The sequence below is a fragment of the Fructobacillus sp. ESL1096 genome (assembly GCF_058511985.1).
Genome location: NZ_CP196400.1, coordinates 1,409,872 through 1,429,062, shown reverse-complemented (window position 1 = coordinate 1,429,062; position 19,191 = coordinate 1,409,872). Strand labels below are relative to the sequence as shown.

The window sequence follows — 19,191 nt, the reverse complement described above, 5'->3', positions numbered from 1 at the left end:
AACACCTTTGATTGTAAAAAATGAATTGAAGGGTAATGAATACCCCGGAAGTTATGATAACTTCCGGGGTATTTTTATATTATAAAATTGACAATCATGGCAACGTTGCATGAAATGATTATACTGACCTATTAGTACACTTGATTAGAGCGCAGCAAGAAATTCAGTATCAAATCAAAACAAGGCAACTACTACTTAAACTAGCAAACTGAAAGTTTAGTAATTCTAGGGTTTTAAAAAATAATATAAGTACTATACTGTAGCTACATTAAAACATCTAAAAATTCTTTAGCGAGTTCTGGTTTCTAAAGAGTGTGACTTTGGTTTTTGATATACGAACTATTTTTAATGTTCAAAAGTTAAGAGTTTGTATACTAAATTCAGTTCTGTTTAAAGAGATTGCAGTTTAATCTGTTAACTCATAAAATATTTGTAAATTATAATTTTGTTGAAAAGCTGGTAAAAAATTAATGCCTTCATAGATTCTTAAGACTTTTATTATGGATGTGTTTATGTTGATACCTCCATAGCAATATTAGTCGTAAGCAAAACAAAACGTTATCAGAAAAAATGTGAATTAATGATATGTCTGTAAATGAGGATGAATAATGAAGAAAATAGGAACAGATTTTCTTGAAACTAAAAGATTATTTCTAAGGCCACTTACTGTGAATGATGCTCCTCAAATGTTTGAAAATTGGGCATCTGATTCCGTTTCAACACATTTTTTAACCTGGAAGCACTATAAGAGTGTAGAGAACGTTAGGCGTAGCATTAAAATTCGAGAGAAAAAATATTTGTTACCTGATTTTTATGATTGGGGAATAGTCATAAAGGACACTAATACTTTAATCGGCACAATAACCGTAGTTAATAAAGATAATCGTTTAAGAATGTTCGAAATTGGTTATGTTATCGGAAAATCATGGTGGGGGAAGGGTTACCTTCCTGAAGCATTACATAGTATAGTTAATTATCTTTTTAACACTACCGATGTAAGACGTATTGAAGCAAAATGCGATATTCGTAATCAACGATCACAAAGAGTTTTAAAAAAATGTGGCTTTGTTTTTGAAGGAACTTTAAGACAAAGAAGCTATAGTAATGCAGGAATTAGTGATTCATGTATGTATTCATTATTAAAAAAAGAATGGATAAAAAAGACGCAGTTGTTAGGAGATTAAATAGAGAATATGGGAATGAAATCCAAATTTCTGATGGAAAACAACGATCTTTTGAAACAATGTAGCCAAACATTTTGTTGATGTTACAATCAAAATGTGAATTTGTGTTAAATAAGATTAAATTAAATTCAAGTTAATTGGTTAGGAGGTTCGGCTTTTTATGCAATTAAAGCTCAAACAAGGTGACGAAATTAGAATCATATCTCCAAGTTCTTCAATAGAACGTGTTGGTGGTTTTGAAGAAAATTTAATTGCCCAACAAAGATTAGAAAATTTAGGATTTAAAGTAACTTTTGGAAAACATATTCTTGAAAATGATGAATTTTACTCCAGTAGCATCGCATCAAGGGTTTCAGATTTTCATGATGCATTCATTGACAAAAATGTTAAGGCAATTATGACCACTATTGGTGGTTTTAATTCTAATGAATTATTAACACAAATTGATTGGGAGATTGTTCGCTCAAATCCTAAAATGTTTTTTGGATATTCCGACGCTACCAGTTTGCATAATGCAATTCGCGCCATGACACATCAAATCACATACTATGGTCCATGCTATTCTTCATTCAAAATGGATGAATTGCAGGAATACCAAACAACAGAATGGCTAAAGGCATCTTTAAATGATTCCTTTAAGTTAGAGCCTAGCGATGTTTGGACTAGTGATTTGTGGTTTGACACGACTTTACCACGACATCCATTGGTTAACAAATGGAAAGTATATAATGTCGGAGAAGCTACTGGTATATCGACTGGAGGAAACATTCAGACATATTGTTTACAAGCTGGAACGCCATATTTTCCGAAAACAGAAGATCCTATTATTTTCATCGAGCAAGCAGAGGGTGGTGAACCACTAGAATTTTCACGGGAATTGGCCCAAATCTTACAAATACATACTGATATAAAAGCACTTATAATAGGAAGATTTCCTACTATCAATGCGATGAATGAAGAGAAGCTGCATTCAGTTTTAGATAAATTTTCAATTTTAAAGAAGATACCAGTAATATATGATTTAGATTTTGGGCATACTCAACCAATTTTCACTGTACCATTGGGACAAAGTATCAAAGTGAACGCGCTTAACAGTAACAAAATTGAGGTTATTGTGCAAGAAAGTTAGATTTTTGAAAGAATTTTTTTGTATTTTAAGTGTCTTTAAAGGATTAGGTGTTAAGGGAATTCTTGGAAAAAACAGTTAAACCATTAATTTTTATCGATATTGCTAATAGCCACAATCCGGATTTTCTGGCTGAAATGACCAACCAACGAGACAATAATTTAAATCAATTAATTTGCCTTCCTGAAATGGGAGGCTTTTTATTTAAATACGGGGTGTTTCAGTAGTTATTGATAAAACGACCAGAATAATGAAGGAAGGTATAATTGTGGCAGCACACGCTAGTAATATTGGTCAAATTTGTACTGGTTAAATTCTTGAGACATCTTACTTTACATAATATATATTATCGAAAGTTAACGACCAGTGAGGATTATCACCCCCCAAATCATATATTTCGTTAAAAATGTATGATCTACCTGGCGTTTCGATAAATTGCCAATGTTTTGTTGCTATTTTGTTAATAGTCAGTTTTAATCACCAACTTTGATAGAGTTTTGATAAAATGAATTGTACATAACCTTATCGATTGTGAAGGCAAAATATATCAAGGTGAACACTATCAAAAAAATAAAGAAGCAACTTAATATTTTTATTAAAAAACATAATTTAAAAAGACATATATCTTTGAAAGCAGACCGAGTGGTTCTATATAATTTATTCAGTACAGTGCCTAATTCAATGTTTGCCGTGATAAAAATTACAATCGGTTTAGTGCTTTGGTCATTGTGGTTTTTAATTTTTGGCTTCTACTATCTAATTCTGTTAGCCATCCGTTCTTATTTTTTATTTCGTTATAAACAGGTTAGAATAGCTAATTTTTCAAATTTAGAACGTAGAAAATTAGAAGAAATATACTTACGTGAAGGTGGCATTTTCTATTCAATTTTAGGCTTGGTTTTGGTGGGACTGTCAACGTTTATGTTTGTTCATGGTCAACCTCAAAATTATAATCATAATATTGTCTTGTTCATAGCATTAATTGGTTTTATAAAAATCGTTACATCAGTTACTGGTTGGATAAATTCTCGACAATTCAATAGTCCAATTATTTCTTATCTTAAAGCACTTAATTTAGCTGACGGATTGGTTGCAATTGTAATGACACAGTACGCTTTGTTATCTTATAAACATTCTGAGTTTGCTTCTTCTTCCACAGGACTTTTTGGCATCTGTATTGGTTTTGTACTGATCATTGTCGGTATAGCTATTAGTACTCGTTTTTTTAGAAAATCATTAAAAAAAGAGGTGCTTAAAAAGTGATTGAGATCAATCAAGGCCGTCACTGCTTATGATTACGCCCCCCAAGGCAACATTATCACCCTTACCCCCTTTCAGGATTACTGCCGTCTTAACCTAATTTCTATAACAACCATCACGTACCCAGGATTGACAATTATTCTAAAAAAGGTTGTTAATTTTAAAAAAGCAAATGCTAAAATGAGGTTCCCAAAAACTTTATGAACGTTTTTGGAAACCTCATTTTTTACATATTAATTAATTAGAGTAATGATTAGCTAGTTAACGCTAATTAATGCTTTAAATCAACCAACCGGTTAACCGTTCAACAAAAACGGGATCATTATGATCAAAGAAAGCAGATTCTTTTTTGTCCAAACCCTTGATTAAATCCATGTCTTCTTCTGAAAGATTAAAGTCAAAAACATCAAAATTTTCGCGTATCCGTTCCTCATGAACAGATTTGGCTAAAACAACAATGTTTCTTTGTATTAACCATCTTAAAACAACTTGCCCAACTGTCTTGTTATATTTCTTACCAATTTCCTGCAAAACCTGGTTGTGAAATAGGTCTAACCGGCCCTCAGCGAATGGCGCCCACGCTTCTGGTTGAACAGAATATTTTTTATTCCACTCTTGATCTTTTTCACGTTGGTTCCATGGATTAAATTCGATCTGATTAACTTGCGGGGTTGTTTCAACTAATTTTGCAAATTCAACAATTTTTCCTGCATCAAAATTCGAAACACCAATCGACCGCAATGTTCCCGCATCTAGAGCCCTTTCCATTGCACGCCAAGCACCATAAATGTCACCATAAGGTTGATGCAACAATAGCAGATCTAAATAATCAAGTTGCATTTTCTGTAAACGTTCGTTAATTGCACTCTCAGCATTTTGCTCTTTGTACTCATTTATCCAAAGTTTAGTTGTAATAAATAAATCTTCGCGCTGAACGATTCCTGCATTGATGGCCTCTTTAACAGCTTCTCCCACTTCGATTTCGTTTTGATACGCACCCGCTGTATCAATTAAACGATAGCCAATCTTAATGGCATGCAGGACGGCCTCTTTAGTTTCATTTTCAGGAATTTGGTAAACACCAAACCCTAATTTTGGCATTTTAACGTTATTGTTTAATGTTGAGTACTCCATCAATTCATTTCCTTTCTAACATAGCAATACTTTTTCAATCAAAATATCAGAAAAAATTTTTCTCATTGTCAACCATTTAAAATTTGGTCTAAATGCGGTAATTTTTTCTTACACAGACAATTAAACACCTTGAAGCGAACTCCAAGTCAAGTTAATATTACTGATTTTGAGTTCTTCTTTTCATATATTAATCAAGGTATCAGAAAAGCAATGTTGCTTTAACAACCGCGCTGCCCTTGCAAACTAATTCAACGGCGACTGAACTTAATAGTTATTGAATAACCATAATCAGCAGCTAGCGAAAAAGGAAGAATTCTTGATAAGAATTCTTCCTTTTGGCAACAGTTATTTAATTAGTCGCTGTGCTGACAAACCCTATTTACAAGGTCCAAATTTTGTCAACTGCTTTGATGATTACTGCTAGTGCTTCTTTTTCTTATTTTTAGCTAAGAATAAGAGTGTTAACGAAGCAAACAAAGACACGGGTGCAAATTTTTCAACGCGACTTTGCGGAGCTGTGTCAGCAGTATCAGGTAGTGCATGCTCAGCTTCTTGTTGGTTAACAGCTACTGTATTATTTTTTGCGGCTAATGGAACGGCGCTTGTAGCAGCGTGTTGCGCTTCTTGTGCACTCTGTTGAACCTGGGACTGGTTACTCTGTTGGTTTTGCTGAGTGTTAGATTGACCATCATTGTTTGGAATTGATGCTGGTGCTTGTACTGTAACTTGGATGCTTTTACTTGTAGTTAGCCCGTAAGAATTGGTTACTTGATAAACAACTGTATAAGTTCCAGCTACTTGAGGATTGACTTGATTTTGGGTAACAGTGATCTGCTTGGTTAAATCAACACGACCACTGCCATCATTTTGTTGATCAAAAGCACTCACCTGTGCCAGTGCATCAAATTGATCACCTTGGGTAATGGTCTGGTTATTGGCAACGATTTCTGGCTGCACTGGGTCAACCCAGTTAACGGTAATTGTCCCAGTACCATTAAACTGACCCCGGGCACCAGACCATTGATAAGATAATACAGTATTCGTGGTGTTATCAGTTGGTACCGCAATCGTAAGAGATTTCACTCCAGTAAATGATTGATCGGCAAGCTGTTTACCGGAAATAGTTTGTCCGTTGTAAAGGTTAACACTCTGAATTGTATTTGAAAGCTGACTAATCGTCAAAGTGTTCCCCTGCGGGTCACTTTGACCATTGTAATAAGACTGATTACCCACTTGAATTTCATCATCATAAGAACTGGTTTTAATCGGCAAAGCAATATCAATTGTCGGTTGATTTGATCGAACGGCGGTTACTGTTTCTTGATGGTGTTGATTTTGGGCAGTCGTCTGGAATAACAGCTGGAAACCATTCATAAAGCTAATATCGCCTAGTTGGTTGTTATCAATTTGGAAAACATGTAAATCTGGATAACGATTATAGAGCCCCGTCATAACGGTAATATCACTAATATTATTATTATTGATAGCAAGCCACTTCAATTTCGTCAAGGGAGAATCCTTAAAAGCATCAATATTGCTAAGCTGATTATTATTAGCAAATAAATATTGAATATTGGTGATTTGGGCCTTGGTAATCGGCGTAATATCACTAATCTGGTTGTAGCTAGCATCTATCGTTGTTATCGCTGGTAAATTAATATTTTGAATAACGCTGATATCAGAAAAATTATTATTAGCGATATTTAGTGTCTGAAGATGCGACATGGTAGTGCCAGTAAAGGGAGTTAAATCAGAAATCGAATTCCGATTAATATAAAGGGTTACCAAATTTTGGTTGTGTTCCGCCTGCTTGCGCAAAAAATTAGCATCACTCAAACCCAAACCAGTCAACTGAATGAACTTCAACTGGGTCAACTCATTAAATTCTGTAATTTTATCATCCGAAAGGACAGCAGAAATATCAGCAGATCCACTCTCATTGTCATACTGATAAGGGCTATCGCTCTGAGGGTAATAGTCGCTAATCGTATCGTTATCATCATCACTATTTTGCTTATAATTACCAATGACAGTGATACTTTCGAGATTTTTAGCATAGTGCAGGCCCTGTAGCGATTCAACCTTACCAGAAGTAATCTTAATTGCTTTGACTTGCTCCAAGTCGCTCACCGTTAGCTGGTCAGCTGACTTATTTAAGGCCGTCGCAAAAGCAGCTCGTAAAGTATTATCTGGTACCAATGCTTGGCCAATTAAAGTGGAATTGTCATTAGTTGCACCAACATTGGCTGAGTTACCCGTACCGGTAGACTGACTCGTGCTGTTATCATCAGCAATGCGACTCATCAATCCAGTACTATCATTCGTACTTTGACTTGAGCTATTTTCTGACTGGCTCGTTGAAGAGTTTAAATCAGTACTGGTGGATGTTTGACTAGTAGTTGCAGAACCTGCCCCACTATCAGTATTAGTTTGACTAGCAGAAATGGAGCTTGACTCGTTTCCGCTATTCGTTTGGCTAGTAGCTTGGCTAGCTACTGTTTCGTTGTTATTTTCTGTACTAGCAGCAGTTGCTGAAGTGCTATTCGATGTGTCTTGTTGCTTTGACGCCAAAGTGACGGTATTAGCTGTTTGCAGCGTATTTGCCGTTTCATCAGCCGAAGCGGTTAAATCATTGTTTAAACCAACAGCATGACCCTCTGTTTGCGTTAAAAACCCGGCACTAGTCAGGGTAGAAAAAGCGACGAAGAGCCACAATTTCTTGGAAGCCAGTAAAGGCTTTTCTTGTGGGATGATTTTTTTCATAAAAAACTCCTTTCACTATTCATATTAATGTTGTGTTTGTTGAAAAAATCAATTGATCATTTCTTCTTTGAGATTAAGAAAAACCAACTAGTCGACCAATCATTGGTCAAACTCGTTTATTTTATTAGTGATTGGTTCATGGATTAATGGATATAAATCGTAATCACTGTGAACAATCCAAATAAAACACCAGGAACGTTTGAAATGATAATCGGCCAATCTTTAAAGGTCTTGGTCCAGCCATAACCAGTCCAGAGCGAAGCATTAATCATGGCCACTAGTGGTTGTAATACACCAACTGGGTGTCCTGAAAAGTTGCTAATAATTTGCGGGATATATGAAACATACATCGCAATACAAGTAAAGGTAGCAGCCTTACTAAGCAACTTTAGCCGTTTAACGCGCTTCTCAGGTACAGCATTTTCACCTGTTGGATATTCTGAAGTATCAATTCTCATAAAATTCTTCTTAATTCCTTTCCTGATTCCCTCATACAGTAATTATAACTTATTTTAGCGAGCATAGCGAGTTAAAATGAAACATTTTTGTATTTTAAGTAATATAAAAACAAGTAGCTCAACGATTGCAATCATTAAGTAACTTTTACTAATGATATAATGTGACCTATATTAAAAGCTGAGGTAAAAGTATGGATAAAAATGAAGTTTTTCAGTATTTACAGCAAAAAAAAATTTGGCACGAAATTACAGAACACCAAGCATTATTTAGTATGGATAGTATTGTTGATGTTGACTTACCCTACCCAGATGCCGATGCCAAAAACCTTTTTGTCCGTGACGATAAAAAACGAAATTATTTTCTGATTACTGTTAAAGGTGATAAAAGAGTTGATTTAAAGGCTTTTCGCAAGGAAAATCAGACCCGACCGCTATCATTTGCCTCAGAAGAAGACTTGCTAAGGTTATTGGACTTAATTCCTGGTTCTGTCTCTCCTTTCGGTCTCTTAAATAATGATGGCCGCCAAGTCAACTTCTTTCTTGATGAGGAATTTCTAAAAGATCCTGGACTAATTGGGATTCACCCAAATGAAAACACAGCAACGGTTTGGCTGAAAACCCTTGATCTTCTCGAGATAATTCAAGAACATGGTAATGAAGTGGCGACCGTTCCTATCCCCGAACGAGACTGATTAAAAGGCATTTAGAAAGCTACAACGTTATTTTTAAGTGTTGTCGCTTTTTTCGACCATTTAATTCTGTTTAAAAATACTTTGCTGATATTGCTCCTGGGAAACTGGTCCAGTTAACACTTGCTGGAAGTGTTGACTCATCTCACTGCCAACAATGGCTGTCATAGCAAGTAAGGATAGAAAAAAGACCCGTTGCTTCAGCAACGGGTTTTTTTTGTATTTATATTTTACGACAAGAATCGCAGTTTAATTTTTTGCACTCCCCTCGCAATGAACCTTAGTCCTATATAAATCGAGACAAAGATAACAAAGTTCAAAAGAAGATTATCCTTAATAGCGGGATAAGTATTTTCAACCATGTCAATACCAATAAAACTGCCTAAAATAATGAAAATGCTGCTAATTGAAAAGCCTCTATTTTGGTGTTCGGGTCGCGACGTTACTGGCATACAAATTACCTCTCGAGTTAGTTATTTGTCATTAAACCTGAAAGAGCCTTGGGCTGATTTTCTTCAGGATTTCTAAGACAATCGTCGGTATAACAGTTAAGAGAACGATCAGCAACCAATGACTAGCCGATAAGCCGACCAAACCGAAGAGTCCTTGAACACCCGGAATTATCGAAACTGCAACCGTAATTAGTGTTGCTAAGAGAGCCATATTCACCAATGATGGATTGGCACCATAACGAATTGAAAAAAGAGACTTTTCAGAACGGATATTGAAAACGTGCATAATCGACGTTAATGACAAGACGACGAAGGCCATTGTCTGGCCCACCTCTTCTGAAGTGGCAAGGCCACCCATGGCCACATTTTGACCAAACCAGATGGCGCCTAAGGTCACCAAGGCAAAAAGCGAGGCATTGAGGGCAATTTGTCGTCCAAGTCCCTGACTAAACAATGACGAATTTTTGGGCATTGGCGCCTTGTCCATCACATCCGTTAACATTGGTTCACGACTCAGAGCAAAGCCTGGCAAACCATCAGCTACAAGGTTGATAAAGAGCAGATGAATTGGGAGCAACGGTGAACCCCAGCCTACGATCATGGCAATTAAGATGGCAATTAATTCCGAGATGTTAGCAGACAAGAGGAAGTTAATTGTCTTACGAACCTTAACATAAACCCCCCGTCCTTCTTCGATGGCGCTAATAATTGTCGCAAAATTGTCATCCGTCAAAACAATGTCTGAAGCACCACGGGCAACATCAGTTCCGGTTTGCCCCATCGCAATACCAACATTCGCTGCCTTCAGGGCCGGCGCATCATTAACACCATCACCCGTCATGGCAATCGTCGCATCTTGTCGTTGCCATGACTTAATAATTCTGATTTTATCCGTTGGCGTTACACGGGCATAAACACTATAATCCTGAACATTCTTATCCAATTCAGCATCGGATAATTGCCCCAATTCGGCACCAGTTAATGTTTTGTCGCCTGGTTGTAAAATTCCGATTTCACGAGCGATTGCGCTAGCCGTTTCAACGTGGTCACCAGTAATCATCACCGTCTTAACCCCGGCTTGTCTTGCCTGGGCAACAGCCGCGGCCGATTCTGGACGTGGCGGATCAATAATACCAATCAAACCGACCAGTTCTAGGTTGCTTTCATAAAATTCTTGAGTTGGTTCTGCCGGCATTTGATCAAAGACGTGCTTGGTAATGGTCAAAACACGTAGTGCCTGACGACCGAACTTGTGATTGACCTTTTCTGCTTCGGCAACATCACCATTTGAAAGCATTGGTGCCAAGACCTCAAAGGCTCCCTTAGTAATGGCAAGATAGCCACCATCCGGCCGCTGATGAACGGTTGTCATTCGCTTTTTCGTCGAATTAAATGGTACCTGGTCCACGACGGGATATTCAGTCAACAAGTCGTCTCGACTCTTAATTAGATCAATAGCCCGCACCAAAGCAACTTCTGTTGGCAAACCATCAAAACGTGTTGCCCCATCTTCATCTTCTGATACTGCCACGTTGGTTGACATTGCTGCCAAAGACAAAACTTCCTTAGCCTCAGTTGTAATACCATCAGCTATGGCGGACAACTGATTTTGATTTGCTTGCCAGACCTGACGAACCGTCATCTTATTTTGTGTTAACGTTCCAGTCTTATCCGAAGCAATGACATTCGTTGTTCCCTGTGTTTCAACCGCTGGTAACCGTCGGATAATCGCGTGCTTCTTGGCAATTCGTTGAACGCCGAGAGCCAGAGTCATTGTCACAATCACTGGTAACGTTTCTGGCACGATGGCCACTGCTAAGGAGATGGCCGTTAAGAAGATGTGCTTCAAATCCATTCCTTGAGCAATTCCTAGCGTTAAAACAACGGCAGCGGAAATAATGGCCAAATAAGAAATATTACGACCTAATTGGGCCAAACGACGTTGCAATGGTGTCAAAGGCGTGCTGTTTTCATTGTTTAATAGGCTAGCAATCTTACCCATTTCAGTTGCCATTCCCACAGCAGTGACGATGGCCAGGCCGTGACCGTTGACAACGGTAGTACCACGGTAAACCATCGTTACTCGTTCACCGAGGTCAACGTTACCGTCCCCTTTAAAAGTAGCATCCGCATCTTTTTCCACGGGCAAGCTTTCGCCAGTCAGTGCGGACTCTTCCGTTTGTAATTCAACAGCTTCAATTAAACGCGCATCAGCGGCAATTGACCGCCCATTTTCTAAGAGCAAAAGATCGCCGACAACAACGTCATCCGAGTCAATTAATTCTGGTTGACCGTTGCGCAAAACCTTAACCTGACTCTTATTCAAATCTTTCAAAGCGGCTAAGGAACTTTCAGCCTTGCCTTCTTGAAAAATCGACAATGCTGAGTTGATGACCACAATGCCAATCACCAGCAGACTTTCGAAGTAATTATTACTTCCTTCCAAATAAGTGGCGACAAAGGAAATCCCAGCCGCAATCAACAAAATAATTGTGGCGACATCCTTTAAACTAAGTAAGATTTTCTTAGCTAAAGATGTTTTCTTTTCAGCCACGAAAACATTTTTTCCATGTTCTCGCCGGCTTTTTTCAACCTGCTTTTCAGAAAGTCCTTGGTCCAATTTCGTTCCAAAGGCCTTGAGTGTTGCTTGAACTCCTTTTTGGAATGCTTGCATGAGTATTCCTTTCGATGGTTCATGAGAAGGTATCACACCAGAGGTGGTCTCCTGGCCACGGCACGTCTTCTCTTGCGTGATCGTGTTGGCAGTTGCATACTACTCAAAGTTCGGCGCCAACAATCAAGTGGTGTAAGTCCCCGAATTTTGAAATCGTGTCTCTTCATAGATAAAAAGCGAACATTTTCGGCTAATCGTTGGCGATTAACATGTAGGTTTTTAGCTAATTGGAATACTGGCACAATTAACTGTCAAAATTAATATTCAGATATGTATGAAAGTACGACGCCATTAGAGTGAACAAAAGTATTCTTAAACTAATAAGTATGACTAATAATATTGTATCATACATATAACGATTTTTGTCGGTTTTAGAAGATAAAGTAATTTTTCTAATAATAAAAGTTGTTAAATCAGTAATTATATACTTTAATTAGAATAATGTTGATTAAAAAAAACGCCTATACCAATTTTGTCAGGCGCTTATCTCGCTAAATTTCCGTCTTACGTCGTAGGATTGACCATCAGCGATTCACTCGCACAAATTTCTTCTGCGTTTTAATTTCTTCAAAACCCAGGCGACGATAAAAGGCATGGGCCTCATGACGATTGGCACCAGAATTAAGCCGGATGGTCCAAATATTTCGACTTTTGCCCGCCTCCTCTAACCACACGACTAAAGCCGTGCCAATCCCCTGTCCCTGCGCTAACCGGTTTACTGCAAGTGCCAAGATATTCAACGCAGGATCAGCATAAATTTCCTGATAAACCTCGGCATGCAGGTAACCCAAAACCTGGTGGTGCGAATCCTCGGCAACTGCCAGCAGATGGTGACGTTGGTCTTCAAGTAACTGCACCAACTGATTTTTCGCCTTCTCAATTTGATAATCATAACCCAGTTCGTTTGTGTTCAACCTATGAATGGCGGCCAAATCGAACAACGTTGCCTCTCGAATAAAGAATTTTTCAGTCATTTTTTATTAACGCCCTTCCTTCAGATACTTAGCTTCGACAACCGAGTGTGCCTGCTGCCACCAATCTTGGTGATTTTGGTACCAAGCAATTGTTTCTTCTAAACCAGCATCAAAATCAGTCACCACCGGGTGCCAGTCAAGAGCTGCCATCGTGTGACTGGCGTCCAAGGCATAGCGTTGATCATGACCAGGGCGATCAGCAACATGCACAATATTCGACGGATCTTGGCCGAGCTGGCGCATTATTTTTTGCAAAACCGTTAAATTACTCAGTTGACAATTCGCCGAAAAAAGATAGGTTTGGCCACTTTCCCCCTTTTCCAGCACAGCTAACAATCCCCGAACGTGGTCGGTTACGTGTAACCAATCGCGCACCTGCTTTCCTGAACCAAATACCTGAGGGTTTGCACCACTGATAATGGTGGCAATCGTCCGCGGAATTAGCTTTTCAACATATTGATAAGGTCCATAGTTATTCGACGAGTTTGAAATCGTGGCCTGAATACCAAAAGAGCGGACCCAAGCCCGAACCAGATGATCAGAACTGGCCTTGGTTGCCGAATATGGTGACGAAGGTTGATAGCGCGATTCTTCTTGAAACCTCGCTGTTGAATCAATTGATAAGTCACCAAAAACCTCATCCGTCGAAACATGGTGGTAAAAAACATGGTATTTGCGAACTGCTTCCAGCAACGTATAAGTACCAATAATATTCGTATCCAAAAATGGCCTGGGATCGGCTAAAGAATTATCATTATGACTTTCCGCCGCAAAGTTAATCACTGCGTCGACACTCTGAACTAGCTGGCAAACCAAGGAAGCGTCACAAACATCTCCGACCACCACGTTTAATCGCTTGGTTGACAAATCAGCCAAATTTTCTAGATTTCCGGAGTAAGTTAACTTATCTAAAACGGTGATTTCAACTCCCTGATAATGTTCCAGCAGATAACGAACGAAGTTCGTGCCAATAAAACCAGCCCCTCCCGTTACAAGTATTTTCTGATAGCGCATGCCCTCTCTCCTTTGACTAATTTTAAAAAATATTATAGCAAAAGGGATCAACCAGCAAATACTGAATTGGTCCCTTTTTTTCAAGATTCTTACATTTTTAATAGAAGCGCTGCCCGAATCCTTTCAGATTCAGCTCGTGCTGTTCGAACGTAGATAATATCTCCCGGACGTAAAATTAGGTCCCCAGCAGGCAGTAAGCTTTGGTTGCCCCGCTTCACCATTGTAATTAAGCTGTGACTGAGCTGGTCAACATTGCGAATTTCGTGATCCTCTAAAACTGTCCCGGCCAAAACGGGCATTTCCAAGGTGATCAGTTGCTGGCTGCCATTGCCTTCCTGATTTTGCAAAAGACGGTTCAACAAGGATTCATAGATTGGCGCACCATTGCACAAATCAACCACTAGGTAAGCCACTAAACTGACAAAGGCCAATGGCAAAACGTGGGTCACAGAACCGACCATTTCAATAATCAGGATAATGGCCGTAAAGGGTGCTTTCCCGATGGCTGCAAAATAAGCCGCCATACCAATCACCACGAAATCAATGAGGTAAGACGCAGAGACCCAACCAAAAATGACAAAGACCTGGCCAATAATAGCACCATTTAGGGCACCAAGTGTCAAAATTGGCAAAAAGATCCCTCCGGGAAGGCCCGAGCCGTAACTGATCATCGAAAAGATAAAGCGAACCAGTACCATGGCCAATAAAATTTTGATGCCTGGAACATGGTTGCCAAGCGCCAAGACCAAATTATTTCCCCCGCCCAGGCCGTTCGACCAAAAAATCCCCAAAGGAATGACTAATATCAGCGGAATCATTCCGTTCAGATATTTTGGTAGGTGTGTCCATTGGTAGATTTTCTGGCTGGCCAAAAGCGTTTTTTGGTATAAAAAGCCAAGCAAACCAAGCATGAGTCCCAAAATCAATAGCAGGCCATAGAGCCGTACCGGAATAATTGGCAATTGTCCAACCGCCAAAACTGGTGTCTGGCCGAACACAATCGTGGAAATTGCATCGGCCATTACGGCACCAGCTAGCGCACCCAGCCAGATTACTGGTGAGAAACTATGATAAATTTCTTCCAAAACAAACATCACGCCGGCTAACGGTGCATTAAAGGCAGCAGCCAAACCAGATGCTGCACCAGCCGCAATCAGTGACTTTTTTTGACTATGGTCAGCCTTGATGGTTTCGGCCACACCTTGCCCGACGGCAGCCCCAAGTTGAATCGATGGTCCTTCACGTCCCAACATCAAGCCCGAACCAATGGCTAAAATGCCCGCAACAAATTTTCGCCATAGAATCGAGAAATAATTTAAATGCAATTGATCCATTAACTGCCCTTCAACCTGAGGAATTCCAGAACCGGCGATGTTGGGCTCTTTTTTAACTAGCACTGCGACAATCAGCCCAATTGCTAAATTAATAAAAATAGCGACGACAAGGACTGGCCAGTGGTCGTTTCGAATATATGTATACATATCACGCCACCATGAAAGTGAATGCTCAATGCTCATTCGAAAGATGGATACTACGATTCCGGTCAAAAAACCAACCAGAGTCCCATTAATAATGACCATCAATCGATTTGTATTAAAATGAAAGGTGTTTTTTTGCATATTTTTAGTTTACACCTTTTTATTCTAAAACCGTAATAAAAAATAGTTCAAAAGTAATTAAACTTTTGAACTATTTAACAAGAAATTATTTGAGTATCAGCTTTTAATGACGTGTTTGACCATCACCAAAAACTTCATACTTAATCGTCGTTAATGCTTTCAAGCCCATTGGCCCACGAGCGTGTAACTTTTGCGTCGAAATACCGATTTCGGCACCAAAACCGAATTCAAAGCCATCCGTAAAGCGACTCGAAACGTTTTGATAGACCACCGCAGCATCAACTTGGTTCATAAAATCAGTAACATGCTGCGGATTTTTCCCGAGAATTGTTTCAGAATGGTGAGTCGTATGCGCGTTAATCCAATCGATGGCGTCATCGATAACGGGCACAATCTTAATTGCCATAATTAAGTCATTGTATTCTGTATCCCAATCAGCCGCTGTTGCTAATGAAAGACGATCATCAATTGCCACAGCCCGATCATCGCCACGTAGTTCAACCCCGGCTTCAATTAAAGATGAAGTCACCTTCGGTAAAAATTCAGCGGCAATTTTTTCATGAATTAGTAGTTTTTCGGCTGAATTGCAGACAGCAGGCTTTTGCGTCTTGGCATTGACAATCACCTTGATTGCCTGATCCTGGTCGGCATCTTCATCCACAAAGATATGCGTATTGCCTGCCCCGGTTTCAATCACTGGTACAGTAGCATTTGTCACCACAAAGTCAATAAAGCTGCCAGAACCACGCGGAATTAAAACATCTACATATTGGCGAAGATGGAGCAAGTCGTTAACAGAATCATGGGTTGTATCAGTGATTAATTGAATGATATTGGGGTTTAACTGGTGGTCTGTCAGCACGGAACGTAGCACCTGGGCCAAGGCGATATTCGAATGGATTGCTTCTTTACCGCCACGTAAGATCACAGCGTTTCCTGATTTAAACGTTAAAGCAGCTGCATCAACCGTCACATTCGGGCGGGCTTCGTAGACCATTGCCACAACTCCAAGTGGAACGGGCTTCTTGATAATCTGGAACCCGGATGGATGTTGCCAGTTTTCGTTAGGGCCGGCCAAGGGATCCGCCAGGTTTGCCACGGCAGCCAAAGAAGTAGCAATGCCCTCAATCGTTGCATCATCAAGTGTTAGGCGATTACGCATTGGGCCAGAAAGTGTTGCTGCATGATCTAGATCCGCTTGGTTCGCTGCCATGATAGCTAATTTTTGCTCTCGCAGGGCTTCAGCCATCGACAATAGAATTTGGTTTCGATCTTCTATTGATAATTGTGCAACAACTTGTGCTGCTGCTTGCGCCTGTTGACCAATTTTTTCAACTGTTATCATCGTCTATTCCTCAAAAAGTGTCCCAATTTCGTCTCCTGCAATCACAGCAAGGATGTTAGCCGGGTCATTGCCGTTCACCAAGGCCATTTTTTGGCCATTTTTGATCGTTAAATCAGCTGCTGCTAACTTAGTACTCATACCACCAGTGCCCAAACCGGAAGTTGAGCCCGTTGCACTAAGCCAAAGTGTTTCCGTAATCGCCTCAACTCGATGAATGGGTTTAGCATTCGAATCAATATTCGGATTAGCTGTATAAAGTGCATCGACATCACTCAAAATGATTAAACCATCCGCCTGAATTTGTTTTGCAACTAATGCAGCCAAACGGTCGTTATCACCAAATGAGTGTTGGTGATCCAACTCATCAACGGCAATGACATCGTTTTCGTTAATGATTGGAATGACCCCCTGGTCAAAAAGAGTTTCAATAGCATTGGTGGTATTTTCCAGCATCGCTGGATTGTCAAAGACGTCATAAGTCAAAAGAACCTGTCCAACTTGTTGCTGATAGAAGGCAAAGCTTTGGTGGTATAAAGACATTAAATAACCCTGTCCAATGGCCGCGAGTGCTTGTTGCTGTGGGATTTCCTTTGGCCGCTGGTGCAAATTCATCTGGTTTAAAGCGACGCCAATGGCACCAGAGGTCACCAATAGCACCTGGTGACCATCTTTTTGTAGGGTCGAGAGTGTTTGGGCTAAACGATTCACAACCGGATATTTGATTTGCCCATCCAGGTCCACAATGGTACTTGTTCCAACTTTTACAACGATTTTCTGCCAGTCTGCCATGCACTTTTTCCTTCATTAAGTTTATTCTATTATAGCAAGAAATAATGATGATAACGCAATAAAAAGAAGCTAAGATCAGTAAGCATTTTAGTTTAAAATGAAGAAAAAATTTTAAAACACCACCTGAATATTAGGCTTAACTTACCCAAGTAATTGAATCTAAAATAAAAAACAGCAAAATAATTTGCTGTTTTAACCAATACCGAGTTACGAATGGAAAGTCAGCCCCGTGGTGCACCACATGAAGGGCAGAACTTAGCTTGACCATCAATCTTAGCGCCACATTGGCTACAGAAAGTGGTTCTTTGTTTCTGGGCATCTTCTTGCGCTTCGGTCGAATGGTTATTCTGATCGCGAATGGCATCAATCATTGCTTGCGAGTTCATGTTAGCGTTAGCCATCACTCGATTGTTATCATGAGCATCTTGACCATAGATCAAAGCCTCTTGGATTTTTTGATTGATGTCGATAACCTTTTGCTTATCGAACAGCGTGACACCAACAAAATAGTTAGAACCATTTCCATTGATCACCAATTCCGTCACGATTCCGTTTAAGAAGAAGATAACACCAAACACTGCTAAAACAATTCCCAAAACAGCATTGCTACCAAGGCTTTCAACACCAAAAAAGGCAATCAACGCTCCAACAATAAAGTTGAAGAGCTTGTAACTAGTGTGTTGGCTTGATCCCTGGACGTTGTCCAAACGGAAAACCTGCTTGTCTTCTCCAGCTGGGATAATATGTGCAATCGTGTTCTGGCGTTGAACCTTAATTACCCGGTTGTCAACTTCAACATAACCCTTTACCCAAAAAAACAGGATCGAAGCCATGTAATCAATCTTTGTTACACCATCTTGTGTAATACCTTCTTTACGTGCCCGATCTTCATCAGTCATTGCCATCTCAAATATTCCTCCAATATAAATACTTACTTTCTCAATATTTTTATTGTACAAATAATAATGTCGGAATACAAGATTTTTATTAGAATAAGTATAATTCTTAATAAAAAGATTAATTCTATATCGACGGCAAATTTTAATTAACTAACAACACGGGCAGGGATCCCCACAACGGTTTGACCAGCAAGAATATCTTGCAAAACGACGGCATTGGCTCCGATTTTACTATCCTGGCCAATATGAATGTTGCCAATTACCTTTGCACCTGCACCGATTAAGACTCGGTCGCCAATAGTCGGATGACGTCGTACACCATCCTTAACAGCACAACGAGCCCCTAGTGTAACACCCTGATAAATTGTTACATCATCTCCAATTACAGTTTCCTCACCAATCACAACATTGACCCCATGGTCAATGACCAAATTTTTGCCAATTGTTGCGCCGGGATGGATATCAATCCCGGTTTTTCTCTTACTATGTGTTGCCAGCAGCTGAGCCAAGAATGGATGGCCATGCGTCCAGAGATAGTGGCTTTTGCGATAAACCCTGACAGCCTTATAACCAGTATGGAAAAGTAAAACCTGATAACGGTATTGTAAAGCAGGATCACGTCGAATAAAATCATCAGCAGTGTCAAACATGAATTCTCCTTATTGATAAATCCCTAGCGTATTCGGTCGCCAGGTCAGCAACTTATCGCGTTTCCCGAATATTTACTGATGAATATACTCCCCTTTGCCTAACAAGACATATAATCTTTGTCAGGAAAGCTACCAAATTTAAATTGGTACAGTTACAACAA

16 protein-coding genes are annotated in these 19,191 nt (G+C 39.5%); 5 read left to right on the top strand and 11 right to left on the bottom strand.

Going from position 1 to position 19,191, the window contains the following annotated elements:
* The first annotated feature begins 608 nt into the window (after positions 1 to 608).
* The 4 genes from ACSYSR_RS06880 to ACSYSR_RS06865 all read left to right on the top strand — a co-directional run bounded on the left by ACSYSR_RS06880 (position 609) and on the right by ACSYSR_RS06865 (position 3,573).
* Complete coding sequence (locus tag ACSYSR_RS06880) at positions 609 to 1,184, top strand: GNAT family N-acetyltransferase (protein WP_489815672.1); 576 nt, start codon at positions 609 to 611, stop codon at positions 1,182 to 1,184.
* Between the two features lie 160 nt (positions 1,185 to 1,344).
* Positions 1,345 to 2,313 carry a S66 family peptidase gene (locus tag ACSYSR_RS06875; protein WP_489815673.1) on the top strand — a complete coding sequence of 323 codons (969 nt, stop codon included), beginning with the start codon at positions 1,345 to 1,347 and terminating at the stop codon, positions 2,311 to 2,313.
* Positions 2,314 to 2,375: 62 nt separating this feature from the next.
* The gene (locus tag ACSYSR_RS06870) at positions 2,376 to 2,537 is read left to right on the top strand and encodes a hypothetical protein (protein ID WP_489815674.1); all 162 of its coding nucleotides are present in this window, start codon (positions 2,376 to 2,378) and stop codon (positions 2,535 to 2,537) included.
* A gap of 400 nt (positions 2,538 to 2,937) precedes the next feature.
* Positions 2,938 to 3,573: a hypothetical protein gene (locus ACSYSR_RS06865; RefSeq protein ID WP_489815675.1), complete on the top strand. Its 636-nt coding sequence runs from the start codon at positions 2,938 to 2,940 to the stop codon at positions 3,571 to 3,573.
* Positions 3,574 to 3,849: 276 nt separating this feature from the next.
* Here ACSYSR_RS06865 and ACSYSR_RS06860 read toward each other — a convergent pair whose 3' ends face one another.
* The 3 genes from ACSYSR_RS06860 to ACSYSR_RS06850 all read right to left on the bottom strand — a co-directional run bounded on the left by ACSYSR_RS06860 (position 3,850) and on the right by ACSYSR_RS06850 (position 7,925).
* Entirely contained in the window at positions 3,850 to 4,704 is an 855-nt protein-coding gene (locus ACSYSR_RS06860; protein WP_489815676.1) for an aldo/keto reductase, read from the bottom strand.
* 420 nt (positions 4,705 to 5,124) lie between these two features.
* Positions 5,125 to 7,467: a leucine-rich repeat domain-containing protein gene (locus ACSYSR_RS06855; RefSeq protein WP_489815677.1), complete on the bottom strand. Its 2,343-nt coding sequence runs from the start codon at positions 7,465 to 7,467 to the stop codon at positions 5,125 to 5,127.
* A gap of 143 nt (positions 7,468 to 7,610) precedes the next feature.
* Entirely contained in the window at positions 7,611 to 7,925 is a 315-nt protein-coding gene (locus ACSYSR_RS06850) for a SemiSWEET family transporter (protein WP_489815678.1), read from the bottom strand.
* 191 nt (positions 7,926 to 8,116) lie between these two features.
* Between ACSYSR_RS06850 and ACSYSR_RS06845 the strand changes: the two genes are divergently transcribed.
* Positions 8,117 to 8,617: a prolyl-tRNA synthetase associated domain-containing protein gene (locus ACSYSR_RS06845; protein WP_489815679.1), complete on the top strand. Its 501-nt coding sequence runs from the start codon at positions 8,117 to 8,119 to the stop codon at positions 8,615 to 8,617.
* A 480-nt stretch (positions 8,618 to 9,097) separates the two neighbouring features.
* On the opposite strand, the gene ACSYSR_RS06840 is transcribed toward ACSYSR_RS06845, so the two are convergent.
* The 8 genes from ACSYSR_RS06840 to epsC all read right to left on the bottom strand — a co-directional run bounded on the left by ACSYSR_RS06840 (position 9,098) and on the right by epsC (position 19,030).
* A complete protein-coding gene (locus ACSYSR_RS06840; protein ID WP_489815680.1) occupies positions 9,098 to 11,740 on the bottom strand; it encodes a cation-translocating P-type ATPase in 2,643 nt (880 codons plus the stop codon).
* 524 nt (positions 11,741 to 12,264) lie between these two features.
* Complete coding sequence (locus tag ACSYSR_RS06835) at positions 12,265 to 12,714, bottom strand: GNAT family N-acetyltransferase (protein ID WP_489815681.1); 450 nt, start codon at positions 12,712 to 12,714, stop codon at positions 12,265 to 12,267.
* Between the two features lie 6 nt (positions 12,715 to 12,720).
* The gene (gene rfbB / locus ACSYSR_RS06830; protein WP_489815682.1) at positions 12,721 to 13,728 is read right to left on the bottom strand and encodes a dTDP-glucose 4,6-dehydratase; all 1,008 of its coding nucleotides are present in this window, start codon (positions 13,726 to 13,728) and stop codon (positions 12,721 to 12,723) included.
* A gap of 89 nt (positions 13,729 to 13,817) precedes the next feature.
* The gene (locus ACSYSR_RS06825) at positions 13,818 to 15,347 is read right to left on the bottom strand and encodes a ClC family H(+)/Cl(-) exchange transporter (RefSeq protein WP_489815683.1); all 1,530 of its coding nucleotides are present in this window, start codon (positions 15,345 to 15,347) and stop codon (positions 13,818 to 13,820) included.
* A 103-nt stretch (positions 15,348 to 15,450) separates the two neighbouring features.
* Complete coding sequence (locus ACSYSR_RS06820; RefSeq protein WP_489815684.1) at positions 15,451 to 16,692, bottom strand: glutamate-5-semialdehyde dehydrogenase; 1,242 nt, start codon at positions 16,690 to 16,692, stop codon at positions 15,451 to 15,453.
* 3 nt (positions 16,693 to 16,695) lie between these two features.
* Positions 16,696 to 17,481, bottom strand: a complete 786-nt coding sequence (gene proB / locus ACSYSR_RS06815; protein WP_489815685.1) for a glutamate 5-kinase — start codon at positions 17,479 to 17,481, stop codon at positions 16,696 to 16,698.
* Positions 17,482 to 17,702: 221 nt separating this feature from the next.
* Complete coding sequence (locus ACSYSR_RS06810) at positions 17,703 to 18,386, bottom strand: zinc ribbon domain-containing protein (RefSeq protein ID WP_252773943.1); 684 nt, start codon at positions 18,384 to 18,386, stop codon at positions 17,703 to 17,705.
* A 140-nt stretch (positions 18,387 to 18,526) separates the two neighbouring features.
* On the bottom strand, positions 18,527 to 19,030 hold the full coding sequence (gene epsC / locus ACSYSR_RS06805; RefSeq protein WP_252773942.1) for a serine O-acetyltransferase EpsC: 504 nt from the start codon (positions 19,028 to 19,030) through the stop codon (positions 18,527 to 18,529).
* Positions 19,031 to 19,191 lie beyond the last annotated feature (161 nt).